At 71.9% G+C, this 18,607-nt stretch carries 18 protein-coding genes and 1 pseudogene; 14 read left to right on the top strand and 5 right to left on the bottom strand.

What is annotated here, in order from left to right:
• The 7 genes and pseudogenes from ACFWBW_RS11380 to ACFWBW_RS11350 form a co-directional block, all read left to right on the top strand.
• Nucleotides 1-397, top strand: a pseudogene (locus tag ACFWBW_RS11380) (ABC transporter ATP-binding protein); the annotation flags it as partial.
• A gap of 1 nt (nt 398) precedes the next feature.
• Nucleotides 399-1,433 (top strand): Rossmann-like and DUF2520 domain-containing protein, encoded by a 1,035-nt coding sequence (locus ACFWBW_RS11375; protein WP_385370606.1) that lies wholly within the window; start codon nt 399-401, stop codon nt 1,431-1,433.
• A complete protein-coding gene (panC, locus tag ACFWBW_RS11370) occupies nt 1,430-2,458 on the top strand; it encodes a pantoate--beta-alanine ligase (protein WP_385370604.1) in 1,029 nt (342 codons plus the stop codon). The genes ACFWBW_RS11375 and panC overlap by 4 nt, the downstream gene beginning before the upstream one ends.
• Nucleotides 2,455-4,257, top strand: coding sequence for an L-aspartate oxidase (locus ACFWBW_RS11365; RefSeq protein ID WP_385370602.1), 1,803 nt, complete (start codon nt 2,455-2,457; stop codon nt 4,255-4,257). Before panC ends, ACFWBW_RS11365 begins: the two co-directional genes overlap by 4 nt.
• A gap of 50 nt (nt 4,258-4,307) precedes the next feature.
• Nucleotides 4,308-5,258 carry a carboxylating nicotinate-nucleotide diphosphorylase gene (gene nadC, locus ACFWBW_RS11360; RefSeq protein WP_385370806.1) on the top strand — a complete coding sequence of 317 codons (951 nt, stop codon included), beginning with the start codon at nt 4,308-4,310 and terminating at the stop codon, nt 5,256-5,258.
• 3 nt (nt 5,259-5,261) lie between these two features.
• Complete coding sequence (locus ACFWBW_RS11355; RefSeq protein ID WP_385370600.1) at nt 5,262-6,071, top strand: type III pantothenate kinase; 810 nt, start codon at nt 5,262-5,264, stop codon at nt 6,069-6,071.
• Nucleotides 6,072-6,336: 265 nt separating this feature from the next.
• On the top strand, nt 6,337-6,522 hold the full coding sequence (locus tag ACFWBW_RS11350) for a DUF397 domain-containing protein (RefSeq protein WP_385370598.1): 186 nt from the start codon (nt 6,337-6,339) through the stop codon (nt 6,520-6,522).
• On the opposite strand, the gene ACFWBW_RS11345 is transcribed toward ACFWBW_RS11350, so the two are convergent.
• Together ACFWBW_RS11345 and ACFWBW_RS11340 are read right to left on the bottom strand one after the other, a co-directional pair.
• The gene (locus tag ACFWBW_RS11345) at nt 6,519-6,830 is read right to left on the bottom strand and encodes a winged helix-turn-helix domain-containing protein (protein WP_385370596.1); all 312 of its coding nucleotides are present in this window, start codon (nt 6,828-6,830) and stop codon (nt 6,519-6,521) included. The genes ACFWBW_RS11350 and ACFWBW_RS11345 overlap by 4 nt on opposite strands.
• Complete coding sequence (locus ACFWBW_RS11340) at nt 6,827-7,003, bottom strand: hypothetical protein (protein WP_385370594.1); 177 nt, start codon at nt 7,001-7,003, stop codon at nt 6,827-6,829. Before ACFWBW_RS11340 ends, ACFWBW_RS11345 begins: the two co-directional genes overlap by 4 nt.
• Nucleotides 7,004-7,171: 168 nt before the next feature.
• Between ACFWBW_RS11340 and ACFWBW_RS11335 the strand changes: the two genes are divergently transcribed.
• From ACFWBW_RS11335 to ACFWBW_RS11315, 5 genes are all read left to right on the top strand, one after another.
• Nucleotides 7,172-7,765, top strand: coding sequence for a hypothetical protein (locus ACFWBW_RS11335; protein WP_385370804.1), 594 nt, complete (start codon nt 7,172-7,174; stop codon nt 7,763-7,765).
• A 13-nt stretch (nt 7,766-7,778) separates the two neighbouring features.
• Nucleotides 7,779-7,952: a hypothetical protein gene (locus ACFWBW_RS11330; RefSeq protein WP_327254299.1), complete on the top strand. Its 174-nt coding sequence runs from the start codon at nt 7,779-7,781 to the stop codon at nt 7,950-7,952.
• Nucleotides 7,953-8,065: 113 nt separating this feature from the next.
• Nucleotides 8,066-8,530 (top strand): BlaI/MecI/CopY family transcriptional regulator, encoded by a 465-nt coding sequence (locus ACFWBW_RS11325; RefSeq protein WP_385370592.1) that lies wholly within the window; start codon nt 8,066-8,068, stop codon nt 8,528-8,530.
• A 9-nt stretch (nt 8,531-8,539) separates the two neighbouring features.
• Nucleotides 8,540-9,070, top strand: coding sequence for an amino-acid N-acetyltransferase (locus tag ACFWBW_RS11320; RefSeq protein ID WP_385370590.1), 531 nt, complete (start codon nt 8,540-8,542; stop codon nt 9,068-9,070).
• Nucleotides 9,071-9,236: 166 nt separating this feature from the next.
• A complete protein-coding gene (locus tag ACFWBW_RS11315; protein WP_385370588.1) occupies nt 9,237-9,575 on the top strand; it encodes an Lsr2 family protein in 339 nt (112 codons plus the stop codon).
• Here ACFWBW_RS11315 and ACFWBW_RS11310 read toward each other — a convergent pair.
• Nucleotides 9,557-10,225 carry an SCO3374 family protein gene (locus ACFWBW_RS11310; RefSeq protein WP_385370586.1) on the bottom strand — a complete coding sequence of 223 codons (669 nt, stop codon included), beginning with the start codon at nt 10,223-10,225 and terminating at the stop codon, nt 9,557-9,559. The two genes, ACFWBW_RS11315 and ACFWBW_RS11310, sit on opposite strands and share 19 nt — an antisense overlap.
• 487 nt (nt 10,226-10,712) lie before the next feature.
• Between ACFWBW_RS11310 and ACFWBW_RS11305 the strand changes: the two genes are divergently transcribed.
• Nucleotides 10,713-13,238 carry an ATP-dependent Clp protease ATP-binding subunit gene (locus ACFWBW_RS11305; RefSeq protein WP_266905902.1) on the top strand — a complete coding sequence of 842 codons (2,526 nt, stop codon included), beginning with the start codon at nt 10,713-10,715 and terminating at the stop codon, nt 13,236-13,238.
• Nucleotides 13,239-13,321: 83 nt separating this feature from the next.
• Here the strand turns inward: ACFWBW_RS11305 and ACFWBW_RS11300 are convergent, their stop codons facing one another.
• Nucleotides 13,322-16,300 carry an NACHT domain-containing protein gene (locus ACFWBW_RS11300; RefSeq protein WP_385370584.1) on the bottom strand — a complete coding sequence of 993 codons (2,979 nt, stop codon included), beginning with the start codon at nt 16,298-16,300 and terminating at the stop codon, nt 13,322-13,324.
• 381 nt (nt 16,301-16,681) lie between these two features.
• On the opposite strand from ACFWBW_RS11300, the gene ACFWBW_RS11295 reads away from it, so the two are divergent.
• Entirely contained in the window at nt 16,682-17,296 is a 615-nt protein-coding gene (locus ACFWBW_RS11295) for a M23 family metallopeptidase (RefSeq protein WP_385370582.1), read from the top strand.
• Here ACFWBW_RS11295 and ACFWBW_RS11290 read toward each other — a convergent pair whose 3' ends face one another.
• Complete coding sequence (locus ACFWBW_RS11290) at nt 17,297-18,604, bottom strand: LamG-like jellyroll fold domain-containing protein (RefSeq protein ID WP_385370580.1); 1,308 nt, start codon at nt 18,602-18,604, stop codon at nt 17,297-17,299.
• Between the last annotated feature and the right edge of the window lie 3 nt (nt 18,605-18,607).

The following is an 18,607-nucleotide window of genomic DNA, read 5'->3' as shown; positions in this document are numbered from 1 at the left end:
CACACCCGAGCTGGTGCCCGGCTGCGTCCCCGTACCGGAGCTGGGCTTCGAGCGCGGCCCGGTGCCCGGCTGCGCCCCCGAGTCCGAGGCCGGCCCTGTGCCCGGCCCTGCGCCCGGCTGCGTCCCCGTACCGGAGCCCGGCTCCGACCCCGAGTCCGAGCCCGGCCCTGCGCCCGGCTGCGCCCCCGTACCGGAGCCCGGCTCCGACCCCGGCTCCGACCCCGGCCCTGCGCCCGGCCCTGCGCCCGAGCCGGCGTCGGCCCCCGACCCCGACCCCGACCTCGACCCCGACCCCGCCCTCGTGCCCGGCTCCGCGCCCGGTCCCGCGGTCGCCGTCCGCTCCGTGTCCTGGTTCATGCCCCGATCATCGCCGACCGGCCCGCACACCAGGAGCTAGCATGGCGGCGTATCGTCCGGTACCCCCCGCGGACCGGAACGGAACGGAAGGCCTCCCCCGCGTGAACACAGCCCCCCAGGCGGAGCGCCCCGCCCGGCTCTCCGTCGGTGTCGTCGGAGCCGGCAGGGTCGGCCCGGCGCTGGCCCGCGCCCTGCAGCAGACCGGGCACCGGCCCGTCGCGGTGTCCGGTGTCTCCGACGCCTCGCGCCGCCGCGCCGCGCGGATGCTGCCCGACGTGCCCGTCGTGTCCCCGGCGCAGGTCCTCGAGGTCTCCGACCTCGTGCTGCTGACCGTCCCCGACGACGCTCTGCCGTCCCTGGTGGAGGGCCTCGCCGGGACCGGCGCGGTCCGCCCCGGGCAGCTCCTCGTGCACACCTCCGGGCGGTACGGGGTCTCCGTGCTGGACCCCGCGCGCCGCGCGGGCGCCCTCCCGCTGGCCCTGCACCCCGCGATGACCTTCACCGGCACCGAGGTCGACGTGCAGCGCCTCGCGGGCTGCTCCTTCGGCGTGACCGCCCCCGACGAGCTGCGGCTCGCCGCGGAGGCCCTGGTCATCGAGATGGGCGGGGAGCCCGAGTGGATCGCCGAGGCGAACCGCCCGCTCTACCACGCGGCCCTGGCCCTCGGCGCGAACCACCTGGTCACCCTGGTCGCCCAGTCGATGGAGCTGCTGGCCAAGGCGGGCGTCGAACACCCGAACCGGATGCTCGGCCCGCTCCTCGGCGCGGCCCTCGACAACGCCCTGCGCTCCGGTGACGCCGCCCTGACCGGCCCGGTGGCCCGCGGTGACGCCGGTACCGTCGCCGCGCACGTCTCGGAGCTGCGCAAGCACGCCCCGGGGACCGTCGCCGGGTACCTCGCGATGGCCCGTACGACCGCCGACCGGGCCCTCGCGCACGGTCTGCTCAAGCCCGAACTGGCCGAGGATCTCCTCGGCGTGCTCGCCGACGGGGCGGCGGCCGGAACCGACCCCGGAACCGACCCCGGAACCGACCCCGGCACCGGCCCCGAGGGACGCGAAGGCGGCGAGCTGTGATCCTCCTCGACACCGCCGACGCCCTGCACCGCCTGCCCCGCGCCACGGCGGCCACCGCCGCCACCGCCACTGCCACCGCCGCCCGCCGCGCCGTCGTCATGACCATGGGCGCCCTCCACGAGGGCCACGCCACCCTGGTCCGCACCGCCCGCGAACACGTCGGCCCCACCGGCCAGGTCGTGGTCACGGTCTTCGTCAACCCCCTGCAGTTCGGGGCGAACGAGGACCTCGACCGCTACCCCCGCACCCTCGACGCCGACCTGGCGATCGCCGAAGAGGCCGGCGCCGACGCCGTGTTCGCCCCGGCCGTCGACGAGGTCTACCCCGGCGGCGACCCCCAGGTCCGGATCACCGCCGGCCCGATGGGCGGCCGCCTCGAAGGCGCCACCCGCCCCGGCCACTTCGACGGCATGCTGACCGTCGTCGCCAAGCTGCTCCACCTCACCCGCCCCGACCTGGCCTTCTTCGGCCAGAAGGACGCGCAGCAACTGGCCCTGATCCGGCGCATGGTGACCGACCTGAACTTCCCCGTGGAGGTGGTCGGCGTACCGACCGTCCGCGAGACGGACGGGCTCGCGCTGTCCTCCCGCAACCGCTACCTCTCCGCCAAGGAGCGCGGCACCGCCCTCGCCCTCTCCCGCGCCCTGTTCGCCGGCCGCGACCGGCTCGCCGCGCAGTCCGCGCTGCGCGCCCGCGCCGAGGCGCAGGCCCCGCCGGCCGGCGACGAGCGGGCCACCGGCCTGGCCCGGCTCGGCGAGATCCGCGCCTCCGCCGACGCGCACGCCGTCGCCGCGGCGGGCGCCGGGCTGCCGGAGGCCGTACGGGCCGCCGCGCGGCACGTCCTGGAGGAGGCGGGCCGCCACGATCCGCCGCTCGTACTGGACTACCTGGCGCTGGTGGACCCACAGGACTTCACCGAGGCCGGTCACGGCTTCACCGGTCAGGCCGTGCTGGCCGTCGCCGCGAAAGTGGGCGCGACCCGGCTGATCGACAACATCCCATTGGAGTTCGGAGCACAACCGTGAGCACCCCAGGCAGAGGCCCCGCAACAGCGGGCACCAGCACCGGCATACGGCTCCACGCCCCGGCGCCCGGCTGGTCCGTGGACGCCGATGTCGTGGTCGTCGGCTCCGGCGTCGCCGGACTGACCGCCGCACTGCGCTGCGCCGCCGCGGGCCGCCGTACCGTCGTGGTCACCAAGGCCCGGCTCGACGACGGCTCCACCCGCTGGGCCCAGGGCGGCATCGCCGCCGCCCTCGGCGACGGCGACACCCCCGAGCAGCACCTCGACGACACCCTCGTCGCGGGCGCCGGCCTGTGCGACGAGGCCGCCGTCCGGCTCCTGGTCACCGAGGGGCCCGACGCCGTACGCCGCCTCATCGCGACCGGCGCCGTCTTCGACACCTCCGCGGAGACCGGCGAGATCGAGCTGACCCGCGAGGGCGGCCACCACCGCCGCCGCATCGCGCACGCCGGCGGTGACGCCACCGGCGCCGAGATCTCCCGGGCGCTCGTCGAGGCCGTCCAGGACGCCGGCATCGAGACCGTCGAGAACGCCCTGGTCCTGGACCTGCTCCTGGACGCCGAGGGCCGTACCGCGGGCGTCACCCTGCACGTCATGGGCGAGGGCCAGCACGACGGGGTCGGCGCCGTCCACGCGCCCGCCGTGATCCTCGCGACCGGCGGCATGGGCCAGGTCTTCTCCGCGACCACCAACCCGTCGGTCTCCACCGGCGACGGCGTGGCCCTCGCGCTGCGCGCCGGCGCCGAGGTCTCCGACCTCGAATTCGTGCAGTTCCACCCCACCGTGCTCTTCCTCGGCGCCGACGCCGAGGGCCAGCAGCCCCTGGTGTCGGAGGCCGTCCGCGGCGAGGGCGCGTACCTCGTCGACGCCGACGGGGTCCGCTTCATGACCGGCCAGCACGAGCTCGCCGAGCTCGCCCCCCGCGACATCGTCGCCAAGGGCATCATGCGCCGCATGCAGGAGCAGGGCACGCAGCACATGTACCTGGACGCCCGGCACTTCGGCGCCGAGATGTGGGAGCAGCGCTTCCCCACCATCCTCGCCGCCTGCCGCTCGCACGGCATCGACCCGGTGACCGAGCCGATCCCCGTCGCCCCGGCCGCGCACTACGCCTCCGGCGGCGTACGCACCGACCTGCACGGCCGCAGCACCGTCCCCGGGCTGTACGCCTGCGGCGAGGTGGCCTGCACCGGAGTGCACGGCGCGAACCGGCTGGCCTCCAACTCCCTGCTGGAGGGCCTGGTCTTCGCCGAGCGCATCGCCGACGACATCATCGGGAACCCGCCCGTGGGCACCGGCCCCGGCATCCCCGTCCCGGCCACCGGCCCCCTCCAGCCCGCCGAGGCGCGCTACGAGATCCAGCGCATCATGACCGACGGCGCGGGCGTGCTCCGCTCCGCCGAGTCCCTGCGCCGGGCCGCCGCCGCGCTCGAAGCCCTGTACGCGACGGCGCTGACGGAGCTGGAGACCCGGGGCAAGACGGCCGTCCCGGGCACCGAGACCTGGGAGGCCACCAACCTCCTGTGCGTGGCCCGGGTACTGGTCGCCGCCGCCCAGCGGCGCGCGGAGACCCGCGGCTGCCACTGGCGCGAGGACCACCCCGACCGGGACGACACCGAGTGGCGGCGCCACCTGGTCGTGCGCCTGTCGCAGACCGAGCGGCGGGCCCTGGTCGTCACCTCCACGGACTCGGCGGACTTCCCGTCCGTACGGATCCCCCTGAGCAGCAACAGCAGCAGCGACAGCAACAGCAGCAACAGCAGCATCAGTACCCGCAGCACCGACAGCATGGAGCGGTAACCGTGAGCACGCACGAGCACGACCACACCCACCCGCACGAAGAGCTCCCGATCCTCGACCAGAGCGAGGGCGGCGGCTGCGGAGACGACTGCGCCTGCGGCGAGGGCGAGGAGACCGGCCTGGACCCGGCGCTCGCCCAGCTGCTCGTGGACGCCGGCCTGGACCCGATCGAGGTCGAGGACATCGCGCACATGGCGATCTCCGAGGACCTCGACGGCGGGGTCGACGTCACCACCGTCGCCACCGTCCCCGAGGACGCCGTCGCCACGGCCGACTTCACCGCGCGCGAGGCCGGTACGGTCGCCGGCCTGCGCGTCGCCGAGGCCGTCCTGTCCGTCGTCTGCACCGATACCTTCGAGGTCGAGCGCCACGTCGAGGACGGCGACCGCGTCGAGGCCGGCCAGGTGCTGCTCTCCGTACGGGCCCGCACCCGGGACCTGCTCACCGGCGAGCGCAGCGCGCTGAACCTGCTCTGCCTGATGTCGGGCATCGCCACGGCCACCCGCGCCTGGGCCGACGAGCTGGAGGGCACCAAGGCCAAGGTCCGCGACACCCGCAAGACCACCCCGGGCCTGCGCTGCCTGGAGAAGTACGCGGTCCGCTGCGGCGGCGGCGTCAACCACCGCATGTCGCTGTCCGACGCGGCGCTGGTGAAGGACAACCACGTGATCGCGGCGGGCGGCGTGCGCGAGGCGTTCAAGGCCGTGCGCGAGCAGTTCCCCGACCTCCCCATCGAGGTGGAGGTGGACACCCTCCAGCAGGTTCGCGAGGCCCTGGACGCGGGCGCGGACCTGATCCTGCTCGACAACTTCACGCCCATCGAGACCGAGGAAGCGGTGGCGCTGGTCCACGGCCGCGCGGTCCTGGAGTCCTCGGGCCGTCTCACCATGCACAACGCCCGCGCCTACGCCGAGACGGGCGTCGACTACCTCGCCGTCGGCGGGCTCACCCACTCCTCCCCGATCCTGGACATCGGCCTCGATCTGCGCGAGGCGGTGTAACCGATGCTCCTCACCATCGACGTGGGCAACTCCCATACGGTCCTTGGCCTGTTCGACGGTGACGAGATCGTCGAGCACTGGCGCGTCTCGACCGACCCGCGCCGTACGGCCGACGAGATGGCCGTGCTGATGCAGGGCCTGATGGGCATGCACCCGATGCTCGGCAACGAACTGGGCGACGGCATCCACGGCATCGCGATCTGCTCGACGGTGCCGGCGGTGCTGCACGAGCTCCGCGAGGTGACCCGGCGCTACTACGGCGACGTTCCGGCGGTGATCGTGGAGCCCGGCACCAAGACGGGCGTACCGATCCTGATGGACAACCCGAAGGAGGTCGGCGCGGACCGCATCGTCAACGCGGTCGCCGCCGCCGAGCTCTACGGCGGCCCCGCGATCGTCGTCGACTTCGGCACGGCGACCACCTTCGACGCGGTCTCCGCCAAGGGCGAGTACGTCGGCGGGGTCATCTCCCCGGGCATCGAGATCTCCATGGAGGCCCTCGGCGTACGGGGGGCCCAGCTCCGCAAGATCGAGCTGGCCCGCCCGCGCAACGTCATCGGCAAGTCCACGGTCGAGGCGATGCAGTCGGGCGTGGTCTACGGGTTCGCGGGCCAGGTCGACGGGATCGTGTCCCGCATGGCCAAGGAGCTGGCCGGCCCGAACGGCGTCCCGGACGACGTCCGCGTCATCGCCACGGGCGGCCTGGCCCCGATCGTCCTCGGCGAGGCCGAGGCCATCGACGACCACGAGCCCTGGCTCACCCTGATCGGCCTCCGGCTGGTCTACGAGCGCAACGCGCCCGCCTTCGGCTGACCGGGCCGGGACCGCCGGTCCCGCACCCCGCCCGCCCGAACGCCCAGACGGCCCCCGCCCTCCCTCCGGAGGCCGGGGGCCGCTCCCGTCCCGCGGGCGGTCACGCACCCCGCGGCGCACCCGGTCCTTATCGCGTCCTGACGCCCGCCATGACAATTTCCCCGGAAATGGCCGGACCACGGCCGCCGTGGGGTTACCTTCGCCCCACGAGAATTACCGGGAGCCCGTCCCCGGCGCCACAGCGCCTGTGACCGGAGGAGACGCCATGAACGCTCGGCCCGCCTGGCAGAAGTCCTCGTTCTGCGGCGAGGGGGACAACTGCGTGTACGTCAGCGCCGCCCCCGGCACCCTGGTCCGGGTCGCGGACCGCGCCGACCCGGCCCACCTGGTCCTCGCCACCACCCAGGCCGCCTGGGCGGAGTTCCTCCGTACCGTCAAGGAGAGGGCCTAGCCCTCCGCGATGGCCCGCAGGGCCGCGAGGTGGCGCTGGTAGACCGTGCGGCCCTCCGGGGTCAGGGAGAGCCAGGTACGGGGGCGGCGGGCCACGCGGCCCTTCTCGACGGCCACCCAGCCCGCCTCCTCCAGAACCGACACCTGCTTCGAGAGAACCGAGTCGGACACCTCGACCAGGTCGCGGACGAAGGCGAACTCGGCCCGGTCCACCGGGGCCAGCGCCGCCGTCACCGACAGGCGTACGGGCGCGTTGAGCAGCGGCGCGAGGGCATGGCGGGGATGACTTCCCGGCTTCTCGTCCGTCACGACGCCCGCCGCGCTTCGAGCCGGGCGCCCACGGCGGGCGGCAGCGCGCACGCCAGCGCTGCGACCGCCGCGAAGGCCGGGGCGGACGCGAAGACCGTGGTGCCGAGCGAGACCGACAGCGCGAACAGGACGGCCCAGGAGCCGATCCGCACGGCGTCAGCGTGTTCGTTCATGGGATTCCCCTCGTCCTCGGCGCCCGATGCTCCCTTTCCGGGGTGGAGTGCACTTTCCAATGTGGCAAGTATGAAAACGCCGCGCCGTTCCCGCGCTCGCTCAGGGGATTTTGTCCGATTAGCGCGTATCTTCGGCCCATGCCCACGCCCTACGGATCCCGCGGCGGCATGGCGTTCGGCGCCGATGAGCTTCACGTGCTCAGGCGCTCGCTCGCTCACGCCCTTCAGTCCTCGACGGCCCCACTGACGGCCGTCGAGGTCCAGGACTGCCTGCGCCTCGCGGCGTCGGTGGACGACGCGGTCCAGGAGGCGGGGAGGCTCAGAGCGTTCCTCCTGGCCGACCTGGCGCGGTACAGAGCCGCCCTGCCCGGCAGCCTCACCGGCTACCTGGAGCTGCTGCAGGACGCCCTGGCCGCCGGCTACGAACCGGTCCCGGACGACCTCGCGGCCCTGCGGGCGCTGCGCGCCAACCCGGTCGCCGCCGCGCTGCTGGAGCGGGCCCAGACCATCGCGGAGCGCTCCGTACGCCGCAGGCTGTCCACGGCGCCCGCACCGCGCACCCGGCTGCTGACCCTCGCGGGCGGCACCGACACGGGCGGCGCCGGCAAGGGCGGCTCCGAGAAGGAGAACGACCCCGCGCGCCCGAAGACCGAACCGCGCCCCGACGACCGCCCCGCACGGCCCATCCCGACCCCGGGCGAGGTCTTCCCGCCGCGCCGCAAGCCCAGCCCGCCCCCGGAGGCCGGGCGCGCGGCGGGGTAGCTAGGCTGGGGGCATGGACTACGTTTCCGCGCTCGTGCCCCCCTTCGTGATGGCCGTGTTCTTCATCGCGCTCGTCGTGACGATCGTGAAGAGCCAGGGCGGTGCCAACAAGGGCAAGGAGGACGCGGCAGTCGACGCCGTGCTCGCCCGCGCCGAGGCCGCTCAGCAGTCCCAGCCCCAGAAGTAGGCCCCCTCTACAGGGGACGGGCGTACGGCTTCCCAGCCGTACGCCCGTATTTTGTTGCGCCTTGCCGCCCGGATAGCCGCGCAATTCACCACAACCCGCACTATCGTGCTGCTGTGCCTCGCCCCTTGGGAGAACTCGAAGACGCAGTCATGACGCGGGTGTGGCAGTGGAACCGCCCGGTCACCGTTCGTGAAGTCCTGGAAGACCTCCAGCAGGAACGGTCCATCGCGTACACCACGGTCATGACCGTTATGGACAATCTCCATCAGAAGGGCTGGGTCCGCCGCGAAGCGGAAGGCCGCGCCTATCGATATACGGCGGTCTCCACCCGGGCCGCTTACTCGGCCGCACTGATGAACGAAGCCTGGTCGACGAGCGACAACCCAGCAGCCGCCCTCGTGGCCTTCTTCGGCATGATGTCGGCGGAACAGCGCGAGGCACTGCGGGACGCCGTGCGGATCGTGCAGCCCGCGGAACCCGAAGCGTCCGCGGAGGCCGCCGACTCCCCGCCGTCCCCGCCGTCGCCGCCCGATGCCGAAGGTGACTCCGTGGTGCCGGGCACCGAGCCGGGGCGATAACGTCCGGGCATGGTTGAGTTCTCCGCTGCACATGCAAAAACAGTGACGATCCGCCGAGCGCGCACCGGTGATGTTCCCGCGCTGCGCCGCCTGCTCGACCAGTACGTTCAGCAGCGGATCCTGCTGGACAAAGCGCCGGTCGTCCTTTACGAGGACATCCAGGAGTTCTGGGTCGCCGAACGCGACTCCGATGGCCAAGTGGTCGGCTGCGGTGCGCTCCACGTGATGTGGGAAGACCTGGCCGAAGTCCGCACTCTTGCCGTCGACCGCGACTTGAAGGGCGGGGGAGTCGGTCATCTCGTGCTCGACAAGTTGCTGGAGACCGCCCGGAGGGTGGGGGTCAGCCGGGTTTTCTGCCTGACCTTCGAAGTGGACTTCTTCGCGAAGCACGGCTTCACCGAGATCGGCGAGACCTCGGTCGAGACCGATGTGTACATGGAGCTGCTGCGTTCCAATGACGAGGGTGTCGCCGAGTTCCTCGGTCTCGAACGAGTGAAGCCGAACACCTTGGGCAACAGCCGGATGCTTCTGCACCTCTGATCGATCACCGCGGGGATTTCGCGGGAGCCCCGGCTCCGTGCCCTATGTCCGAATCGCGCACGTTTCCCGACCCGTTGCGGACCCGAACCCGTGACGGGGGGTTTGTGTTTTCCAGGCAAAAGCGGTTTCCTTTCCGCGTACTGCTTTTCGATGAAAGGAAATCCCGGTGGCACAGAAGGTTCAGGTCCTTCTTGTCGACGACCTCGACGGCGGCGAGGCGGACGAGACGGTGACGTTCGCGCTGGATGGCAAGACCTACGAGATCGACCTCACCACCGCCAACGCTGAAAAGCTCCGCGGCCTCCTCGACCCGTTCACCAAGGGCGGTCGCCGCACCGGTGGCCGTGCCGCGGCGGGTCGTAGCAAGGGCGGCCGCGCCGCAGCGACGCCCGGCAACCCGGACACGGCCGAGATCCGTGCCTGGGCCAAGGCCAAGGGCATGAGCGTCAACGACCGCGGCCGCGTTCCGCAGGACATCCGCGAGGCTTACGAGAACCGCGACTGACCTCCGGTCACAGCCGCGGCGCCGATGCGATGCGCAGAGGCCGTACGCCGCCGCAACCGCGCCCGGTGGCATTCCGTCGCCGCCGCCGCGACCAGGCGTACGAGACCGGGCCCGGCGGCGTCCCCGCCACGACCGGGCCCGGAGCCCCGCCCCGCAACGGGCAGGGCGGGCAGCAGTGCCTCACACCCCTGCTCGGGGGGCCGCAGCCACACGGCGGCCCCCCGAGGGTTTTCCCCGGGCCCCACCAGGTGTCCCGGCGGCGTCGGAGCGGTGATCCGGCCACCCGTACCCAGGGCGGCGAGATCCAGGGCCACCCCGCCCCACTCCAGCCAGTCGAGCAGCCCCTCCAGCTCGTCGGCGCTCCCCGGGGCCACCAGGAACCGCATCCTGCGTCCCATGAGCGCCACCGGACCCGTGGCGCCGTGCCAGGGTCCGTGCAGCACCGCGGCACCGGCATCGGCCGGCAGTTCCAGTACGTCGAACCGCACGCCGGTCACCAGCTGCGCGGGCGGTCCGCCGGCCACGGGCCAGCCGAGCACGCGGGCGTACCAGTCCGCGGTCGCATCGGTGCCTCCGGTCGCTTCGGCGGCGGGCGTCCCGATCGGGGCGCGGGGGAGCGGGACGGTGAGGGGCGGCGCGGTGAGGGCCATGCCCGGAGCAACTGCGCAAACGCTCGGGAGTTACGCGGGACGGGACCCGCGACGTGACGCAGAGCACTCACATCAATGCGGAACGTAAACGTCCGAGGAGCCGGAGTCTCACATTCAGGACGGAAACGTGTTCGCCCGTAGCGGAGGGGACAGTCGTCCACCAGCGTGAACTGTCCGCTCTTACGGGTAAGACATTCCTAGTGGATCGGGGCGACACGCTGATTTGCAGGGTCCGAGACCGGCTTCCGTTCGCCATCGGCGTACACGTGTGACGGGTATCTGCCTGGCCTGCGGGAACATCGTCTCGCACCATCGGGTTGGAGCAGTTGTCGGCACTTGCAGCCGGGTTTTCCCACGGACGTGAGGGTGAGCCGCGGACGGATGTCGGCAGTTGGAATGAGCTGTCCCGCCCCGCGGGACTAGCATGCGGAAGGACAGGGCGGGGACCGACCCCGAACTGCCCGACCGCTCTGAGGAGCGATAAACGATGTTCGAGAGGTTCACCGACCGCGCGCGGCGGGTTGTCGTCCTGGCTCAGGAAGAAGCCCGGATGCTCAACCACAACTACATCGGCACCGAGCACATCCTCCTGGGCTTGATCCACGAGGGTGAGGGTGTCGCCGCTAAGGCCTTGGAGAGCCTCGGGATTTCGCTCGAGGCTGTTCGCCAGCAGGTTGAGGAGATCATCGGACAGGGGCAGCAGGCCCCTTCCGGCCACATCCCCTTCACCCCGCGGGCGAAGAAGGTCCTGGAGCTTTCGCTCCGAGAGGCCCTCCAGCTCGGCCACAACTACATCGGCACCGAGCACATCCTGCTCGGCCTCATTCGCGAGGGCGAGGGCGTCGCCGCCCAGGTCCTGGTGAAGCTGGGCGCCGATCTCAACCGAGTCCGGCAGCAGGTCATCCAGCTGCTCTCCGGCTACTCCGGCGGAGGCAAGGAGTCGGCCACGGCCGGCGGCCCGGCCGAGGGCACGCCCTCGACCTCGCTCGTCCTGGACCAGTTCGGCCGCAACCTCACGCAGGCTGCTCGCGAATCCAAGCTCGACCCGGTCATCGGGCGCGAGAAGGAGATCGAGCGGGTCATGCAGGTGCTCTCCCGCCGGACCAAGAACAACCCGGTCCTCATCGGCGAGCCCGGCGTCGGCAAGACCGCCGTCGTCGAGGGCCTGGCCCAGGCGATCGTCAAGGGCGAGGTTCCCGAGACCCTCAAGGACAAGCACCTCTACACGCTTGACCTGGGTGCCCTGGTCGCCGGTTCCCGCTACCGCGGTGACTTCGAAGAGCGCCTCAAGAAGGTGCTCAAGGAGATCCGCACCCGCGGCGACATCATCCTGTTCATCGACGAGCTCCACACCCTCGTGGGTGCGGGTGCCGCCGAGGGCGCGATCGACGCCGCCAGCATCCTGAAGCCCATGCTGGCCCGTGGTGAGCTCCAGACCATCGGTGCCACGACGCTGGACGAGTACCGCAAGCACCTTGAGAAGGACGCCGCTCTCGAGCGCCGCTTCCAGCCGATCCAGGTGGCGGAGCCTTCCCTCCAGCACACCATCGAGATCCTCAAGGGCCTGCGCGACCGCTACGAGGCCCACCACCGCGTCTCCATCACGGATGAGGCCCTCGTGCAGGCGGCCACCCTGGCCGACCGGTACATCTCGGACCGCTTCCTCCCGGACAAGGCGATCGACCTGATCGACGAGGCCGGCTCCCGGATGCGCATCCGCCGGATGACCGCGCCGCCGGACCTCCGCGAGTTCGACGAGAAGATCGCGAACGTGCGTCGCGACAAGGAGTCGGCCATCGACTCCCAGGACTTCGAGAAGGCGGCTTCCCTCCGTGATTCGGAGAAGCAGCTGCTGGCGGCGAAGGCCAAGCGCGAGAAGGAATGGAAGGCCGGCGACATGGACGTCGTCGCCGAGGTCGACGGCGAGCTCATCGCCGAAGTCCTGGCGACCGCGACCGGCATTCCGGTGTTCAAGCTGACCGAGGAGGAGTCCTCGCGGCTCCTGCGCATGGAGGACGAGCTCCACCGTCGCGTCATCGGCCAGAAGGACGCCATCAAGGCGCTCTCCCAGGCGATCCGCCGCACCCGTGCGGGTCTGAAGGACCCGAAGCGTCCCGGTGGCTCGTTCATCTTCGCCGGCCCGTCCGGTGTCGGTAAGACCGAGCTCTCCAAGACGCTCGCCGAATTCCTCTTCGGCGACGAGGACGCGCTGATCTCCCTCGACATGTCGGAGTTCAGCGAGAAGCACACGGTTTCCCGTCTCTTCGGTTCGCCCCCCGGCTACGTGGGCTACGAAGAGGGCGGCCAGCTGACCGAGAAGGTCCGCCGGAAGCCGTTCTCCGTCGTCCTCTTCGACGAGGTCGAGAAGGCCCACCCGGATATCTTCAATTCCCTTCTCCAGATCCTGGAAGACGGTCGCCTGACCGACTCCCAGGGCCGGGTCGTGGACTTCAAGAACACGGTCATCATCATGACGACCAACCTGGGTACGCGGGACATCTCGAAGGGCTTCAACCTCGGCTTCGCGGCCCAGGGAGACACCAAGACCGGATACGACCGGATGAAGGCGAAGGTCAACGAAGAGCTCAAGCAGCACTTCCGGCCCGAGTTCCTCAACCGCGTCGACGACACGGTCGTCTTCCACCAGCTCACCGAGGAAGACATCGTCCAGATCGTCGACCTGATGATCGCCAAGGTGGACGACCGCCTGAAGGACCGTGACATGGGCATCGAGCTCAGCACGGAAGCGAAGGCACTGCTGGCCAAGCGCGGCTACGACCCGATCATGGGTGCCCGCCCGCTGCGCCGCACGATCCAGCGCGAGATCGAGGACATCCTGTCGGAGAAGATCCTCTTCGGCGAGCTGCGCCCCGGTCACATCGTGGTCGTCGGCAAGGAGGGTGAGGGCGACGAAGCCAAGTTCACCTTCCGCGGTGAGGAGAAGACTCCGATCTCGGACCTTCCCCCCATCGAGGCGTCGGGCTCCGGCCCGGACCTCACCAAGGGTGCGTAAGCGCTAGCCGCTCACAGCGGTACGAAGGGGCGGCCCCGGGACCGAAAGGTTCCGGGGCCGCCCCTTTGCCGTCCCGGGACCGGTCAGACCTCGTACACCTGCGGCACCATCTCCAGCTCGGCGTGCGGGAAGCGGCGCAGCAGCTGCTCCTCGATCCCGTCCTCCCACGGCTCGTCGTCGTCGTAGTACCTCACGGTCCGCAGCGACGGCAGATCGGCGAACTCGGCGAGGCCGGCCAGTACGGCGCAGGACACGGAGATCTCCCGCAGCTCCTTCAGGGCCGAGAGCTCCGCCCAGGCGGCTTCGCTGCCGGGGCGCCAGGAGCGGCCGAGCTCGAGGCGCCGCAGGCCCGTGAGCCGGCCCAGACCGACGAGGTCCGGGTCCGCCTCGTCCAGCTCGATCGCTTCCAGCGGGGCTTCGGGGGAGACGTCGGTGAAGGACCATGCACCGGGCCTGGCGTGCAGGGTGAGCGTGCGCAGCCGGGGCCAGGAGGCGATGGCCGGGGCGATGGGGAGGCCGCTGCCGAGGTAGAGGGACACCTCTTCCAGGGGAAGCCCGTGCAGCGGACCCAAGTCCCGCAGCTTCGACCAGCCGTTGACGATGAGGCGCCGCAGTGAGGTGTGGCCGCGCAGGAATTCCACGTCAGTCCCGCCGCCGAAGTACCAGAAGGTCAGCCCGGCCACCGGCTGGCGGGCCAGGAAGGCGGTCAGGGCCTTCCGGCTGACTCCGTTGTCGATGTAGAGGTCGGGCGGGCCGGTGAAGGAGGTCAGTGCCGCCAGCTTGTCGTCCGAGTCGACGACGACGGTGCCGGGCGGCGGGTCCATGTGCGCGAGCACCTGGGCGGCGTACTGGCGGGTGTCGAACGCGTTCCATGCCCGCACGAGCAGCTCCCGGACCTTTTCGTCGGTGTGCCGGCAGTATCCGGCGAGGTAGCCGACGGCCTCCTCGGAACCTGCCGCCATGGCCGCCCTCACCGAAAGGTGGGCATCGTCGCCCCGGGTGTCCTCGCCGCGGGGCAGCAGGTCCAGGACGAGCGGCCCGACCCGGCCGAGCGCCTCGGCGGCGTTCGCGTCCGCGGGCGGCATGAGTCGGCCGGCGGCCGTCCGGACCTCCTCGCGCAGCTCCGGTTCCAGCTCGGCCGCGTACTCCAGCGACGCCAGGGCGAGCAGGACGGCCCGGTCCGTGTTCCGGACCAGCAGGTCGCGGATGATCGCCGCGCGTTCGAGGGGGCGGCCCTGGGCGACCGCCATGCGGATGACGTCCTCCCACTGGTCGTCGTCCGCGTGCCGGGTCAGTTCGCCGAGGCCGCCCTCGTCGAGGGCCGCCCGGGCCCCCAGGAAGTCCTGGAAGGTGCGGTGGACGAACTCCAGCGTGTCCTCCGTGGGGGCCCGCAGGAGGCCCGTCCGGTCCAGGAGGTGCCGTAGGACGGCCGGGGCGTCGCCCAGTGCCTGCGCGGCCGGTACGGCGGGCAGCGCGGCGGCGATCAGGGCCGTGGCCCGGTCCCGGCCGATCTCGGTGCGGCCGTTGCGGATGAGCCAGTACGCGAGCCGCTGGAGGAGCTGGAGCTGCGGTTCCTCGGCGAGCTCGGTCAGGCGCAGCTCCCGCTCGCGGTCGCGGCGGTGCAGCAGCATCGACAGGGCGGCCGCATAGAGCTCCTTGCGGCCCGCGGGAAGGAAGCCCCGGCGCTCGCGGTGCAGGGCGCAGATCAGCCCGCACAGCAGCGGGTTGGTGGCGAGCCGGGCCAGCTCCGGCTTGGTGGCCAGGGATTCCAGCAGCTGGTCGCGGAGATCCTCGCCGGCCTCGGCCGCCGTGTGCCAGCGGGTGACGAAGGCGGCCACGGCGGCCCGGTTCATGGGGACGAGGACCAGTTCGGTGAACTCCTCGCCGGCGAGCCAGTCCTGGCGGACCGCCGAGGGCCGGGAGGTGACCAGCCACCGGTTGTGGGGGTAGGCGGCGAACAGGTCCACGAGCCAGTCGCGGGCGCGGGCCCGCTCGCCCTCCGGGATCTCGTCGATGCCGTCGACCAGGACCAGGCCGCGCCCCGCGCGCAGGACCCGGTCCTCCCACCCCTCCGGGGCCTGCCCCTTGAGCGCCGTGGCGGCCAGGAAGTCCTTGGCGGCGGGCAGCGGCTCCCCGTGCCGGGTCAGGGTCCGCAGGGGCAGTACGTACGGGACGAGGCCGACGTCGATTCCGTCCCGGCCGGCGGAGACGGCCAGCTGCTGGATCAGCGTGGTCTTGCCGGACCCGGCCTCGCCGCGCAGAAGGACGCGGTAGCTGTGGTGCAGCGTGGCGTCCGCGGCACCGGCGTGGAATCTCCGCGGGGCCGGGGGCCGGCGGAGAGCCCCGGGGTCGACCAGGCTGGGGGAGACCAGCTCCAGGCTCACGTACGCCGCGTCGAGCGGCCAGCGCGCCGAGCCGGGGGCCAGGTCGATCCCGAAGATCGTCAGGGTGCTGTGCCGTTTGGCGAGGTACTCCAGGTACCTCGCCTCGAACTCCGCGTCCCGGCCCTCCTGGCGGGGGATCCGTGCGATCAGGGCGTCGACTTTGGAGATCACCTCGGCCTGCCGGCGGGCCTGCTCGACCAGGGCCGCCGGGATGTAGGTGGAGCGGGTCGTGAAGAAGTGCAGGACGTGCAGGCAGGTGGTTTCCAGCAGGCGGTCGTGGAACAGCTCGGCGTCCCGTCCCAGGCCCGTGGCCGGGGCCGCCTTGCGCAGTTCGGCGGCGAAGGCGCGCGCACCCATCTCGACCGCCTGGGCGTCCTCCATGGAGAGGTTCCCGAGGCAGTGCAGGGTGGCGGCGAGCGCGGCCGCGACGCCCGCCTCCTCGCCCGGCGGCAGGGGCCGCTCGCCGGGGGCGCGCAAGGCCTCCTCTACCAGCTTGTCGGCGAGCCGCCGCAGGTCGTCCCGGGAGAGGGTGCGCTGCTCGCGCAGGGAGACGTACGAGGAGATCCGCACGGGCCGGTCGACGAGGCCGGCGCCCGCCCCCTCCCCCCGGAAGAGCTTCTTCACGAGAGGGGTCACTACCCCCGAGGCCAGCCGGATCCCCACCACGGATGCGTCCACGGGCGGAGCGTAGCTCCGGTGTGACGCCGGTCGCAGGGCTTTGGTCCCGGCGGGGACCGGCAGAGGTCCCGCACCGGTGACAAGCCGCACAGGGCAAATCGGACCTACTAGGAACATTCGTAGAGATCGATGTCCGATTTGCCCCACCGCTGGGCCAGTAAGCAGGCGGTCAACAGGGCTGTCAGCCCCCTCGGTGTCTACGAGCCCGGGTAGTAACGGGGAGGTTTGGGGAAGCCGGGGTGCCCGGGTTACCAAGGATGAGCAAGCAAGCCCGGCACCTGCTCAGCGTGCCGGGTCCTTTCTTGCCCGAAGCACCCGAAGCACCCGCAGTACCCGAAGCACCCGCAGTACCCCCCCGTCCCCGGCCCGGAGGTCTCCTTCATGTCCGCGAAGCGCGTCAGCATCCGTCGTACCCGTATCGCCCTCGGCGCCACCGCCCTCGGCGCGGCCCTGGCCCTCGGTGCCGGAACGACCGCCGCCTTCGCCGACGAGGTGCCCCAGGCCGAGCTGACCGGTACGGTCCAGCTGATCTCCGAGCAGGCCGCCGCCCAGGCCGCGGCCGTCACGGCGAAGGCCGCTCTGTGGGAGAAGCCGGTGTCGAAGTACACGCTCTCCGCGACCTTCGGCAAGGGCGGCAGCATGTGGTCGCACAAGCACTCCGGCCAGGACTTCGCCGTCCCGGTCGGCACCCCGGTCGACGCCGTCTCGGCGGGCACCGTGGTCAAGGCCGGCCCCAACGGCGGCGGCGACGGCCCGGCCTACGGCAACGCCATCGTGATCAAGCACGCGAACAACACGTACTCCCAGTACGCGCACCTCTCGAAGATCCAGGTCAAGATCGGCGAGAAGGTCACCAAGGGCGAGCAGATCGCCCTCTCCGGCAACACCGGCAATTCGAGCGGCCCGCACCTCCACTTCGAGATCCGGACCACCCCGAACTACGGCTCGGCCGTGAACCCGGTTTCCTTCCTGCGCAACGTCGGCGTCACCATCTGATCAGCCGATCACCCAGGCGTGGGTCGCGGTCGCGCGGCCCGCGGGGTCCAGCTCGCCCTTGCGGTAGGCGGCGGCCTGCTCGGGCGTGAAGGCCGATTCGTAGATCCGGATGTCGTTCATCACGCCCTTGAACGCGCCGGCCCACGCGTCCTGGTGGCGGGCCCGGCCGAAGTTCAGGGGGCCGGTGCTCTTCCCGATCCCCGGGATCGGGGCCTCGCCGGCCTTCTCTCCCTCCACGTAGAGGGAGATCATCTTCTTCTCGGCGTCGTGGACGGCCGTCAGCATCGTCCAGTCCTTGACCGTCTTCTTCCCCTCGGCGGCGACCGTCACGATCGTGGGCGTGGCGCCCTTGTCGTTGGTCCGCACGCGGAACACCCACGCCTGCTGGCCGTTCACCTCGTCGGCGCCGAGCTCCAGGGCGAACGAATCCGAGGTGCCCTGGCTCATCACGACGTGCACGCCCTTCGCCGTGGAGTTGTTCTTGACGCGGGCCGCGAGGGTGAAGCTCTTGGTCGGGTCCACGCCCTGCTCGGTGGCCTGGGCGTACGAGTTCGGAGTGCCCCTGAAGGTCAGCTCGTAGCGGGTCTTCGCCTTGGGCACCGAGACGTCGGGGCCCATGCGGACGCTGGTGCTGCCGACGCTGTCCCTGAGCAGGGAGACGTCGCTCGACACGGTCGGGGAGTAGCTCTTCGACGGGGAGTCGTCGGGGCCCGGCGACCCGGACGGGGATGCCGACGCGGAGGGGGCGTCGGCCTTGTCCTTCGTGCCCGGCATGCCGTCCCGCAGCACGAAGAACGTTCCGCCGCCGGCGAGCAGCAGCAGGACCGTCACCGCTCCGCCCACCATCCACAGCCGCTTCTTGCGCCGCTCGGCTGCCGTCCGGTCGGCCATCGCCTGCCAGTCGGGCTGCTCGCCGAGGGCCACGGGCGGCAGGTCCAGGCCGGGTCCCTGCGGGCCGAGCGGTGCGTTCGGGTCGTGCGGGCCGTGCGGTCCGTTCGGGCCGGGCTCCTCGGGGAACGGCATCGGGGGGCCGAAGACGCCGGCCTCGGGCGGGCTCGGCGGGTAGCCGTAGCCACCGGCCTGCGGGTATCCGTACCCGCCGCCCTGCGGGTATCCGTAGCCGTGGCCGTCACCCGACGCGGGCTGCCCGGGCTGCCCGGTCTGTCCGGCCAGGTCGGGCTGTTCGGGTCGGCCGGGCGGGAACCCGTAACCGCCCGGCGCGGGTATCCCCGGCGGGAACCCGTAGCCACCGCTCTCCGGGGCGGGCTCGGGCTGGGGGCTCTGCGGGCGATCCGTACCGTCAGTCATGGT

Source organism: Streptomyces sp. NPDC059957, assembly GCF_042730015.1.
Classification (GTDB): domain Bacteria; phylum Actinomycetota; class Actinomycetes; order Streptomycetales; family Streptomycetaceae; genus Streptomyces.
This window is presented reverse-complemented; position numbering and strand designations above follow the sequence as displayed.

Bases quoted from the DNA above. Each gene is read 5' to 3' on its own strand.
- ACFWBW_RS11320 (WP_385370590.1), top strand. From the start codon at position 8,540: ATGGTTGAGTTCTCCGCTGCACATGCAAAAACAGTGACGATCCGCCGA.
- ACFWBW_RS11310 (WP_385370586.1), bottom strand. From the start codon at position 10,225: ATGGCCCTCACCGCGCCGCCCCTCACCGTCCCGCTCCCCCGCGCCCCG.
- ACFWBW_RS11335 (WP_385370804.1), top strand. From the start codon at position 7,172: ATGGCGTTCGGCGCCGATGAGCTTCACGTGCTCAGGCGCTCGCTCGCT.
- ACFWBW_RS11290 (WP_385370580.1), bottom strand. From the start codon at position 18,604: ATGACTGACGGTACGGATCGCCCGCAGAGCCCCCAGCCCGAGCCCGCC.
- ACFWBW_RS11305 (WP_266905902.1), top strand. From the start codon at position 10,713: ATGTTCGAGAGGTTCACCGACCGCGCGCGGCGGGTTGTCGTCCTGGCT.
- ACFWBW_RS11355 (WP_385370600.1), top strand. From the start codon at position 5,262: ATGCTCCTCACCATCGACGTGGGCAACTCCCATACGGTCCTTGGCCTG.
- ACFWBW_RS11375 (WP_385370606.1), top strand. From the start codon at position 399: ATGGCGGCGTATCGTCCGGTACCCCCCGCGGACCGGAACGGAACGGAA.
- ACFWBW_RS11340 (WP_385370594.1), bottom strand. From the start codon at position 7,003: ATGAACGAACACGCTGACGCCGTGCGGATCGGCTCCTGGGCCGTCCTG.
- ACFWBW_RS11350 (WP_385370598.1), top strand. From the start codon at position 6,337: ATGAACGCTCGGCCCGCCTGGCAGAAGTCCTCGTTCTGCGGCGAGGGG.
- ACFWBW_RS11330 (WP_327254299.1), top strand. From the start codon at position 7,779: ATGGACTACGTTTCCGCGCTCGTGCCCCCCTTCGTGATGGCCGTGTTC.
- ACFWBW_RS11295 (WP_385370582.1), top strand. From the start codon at position 16,682: ATGTCCGCGAAGCGCGTCAGCATCCGTCGTACCCGTATCGCCCTCGGC.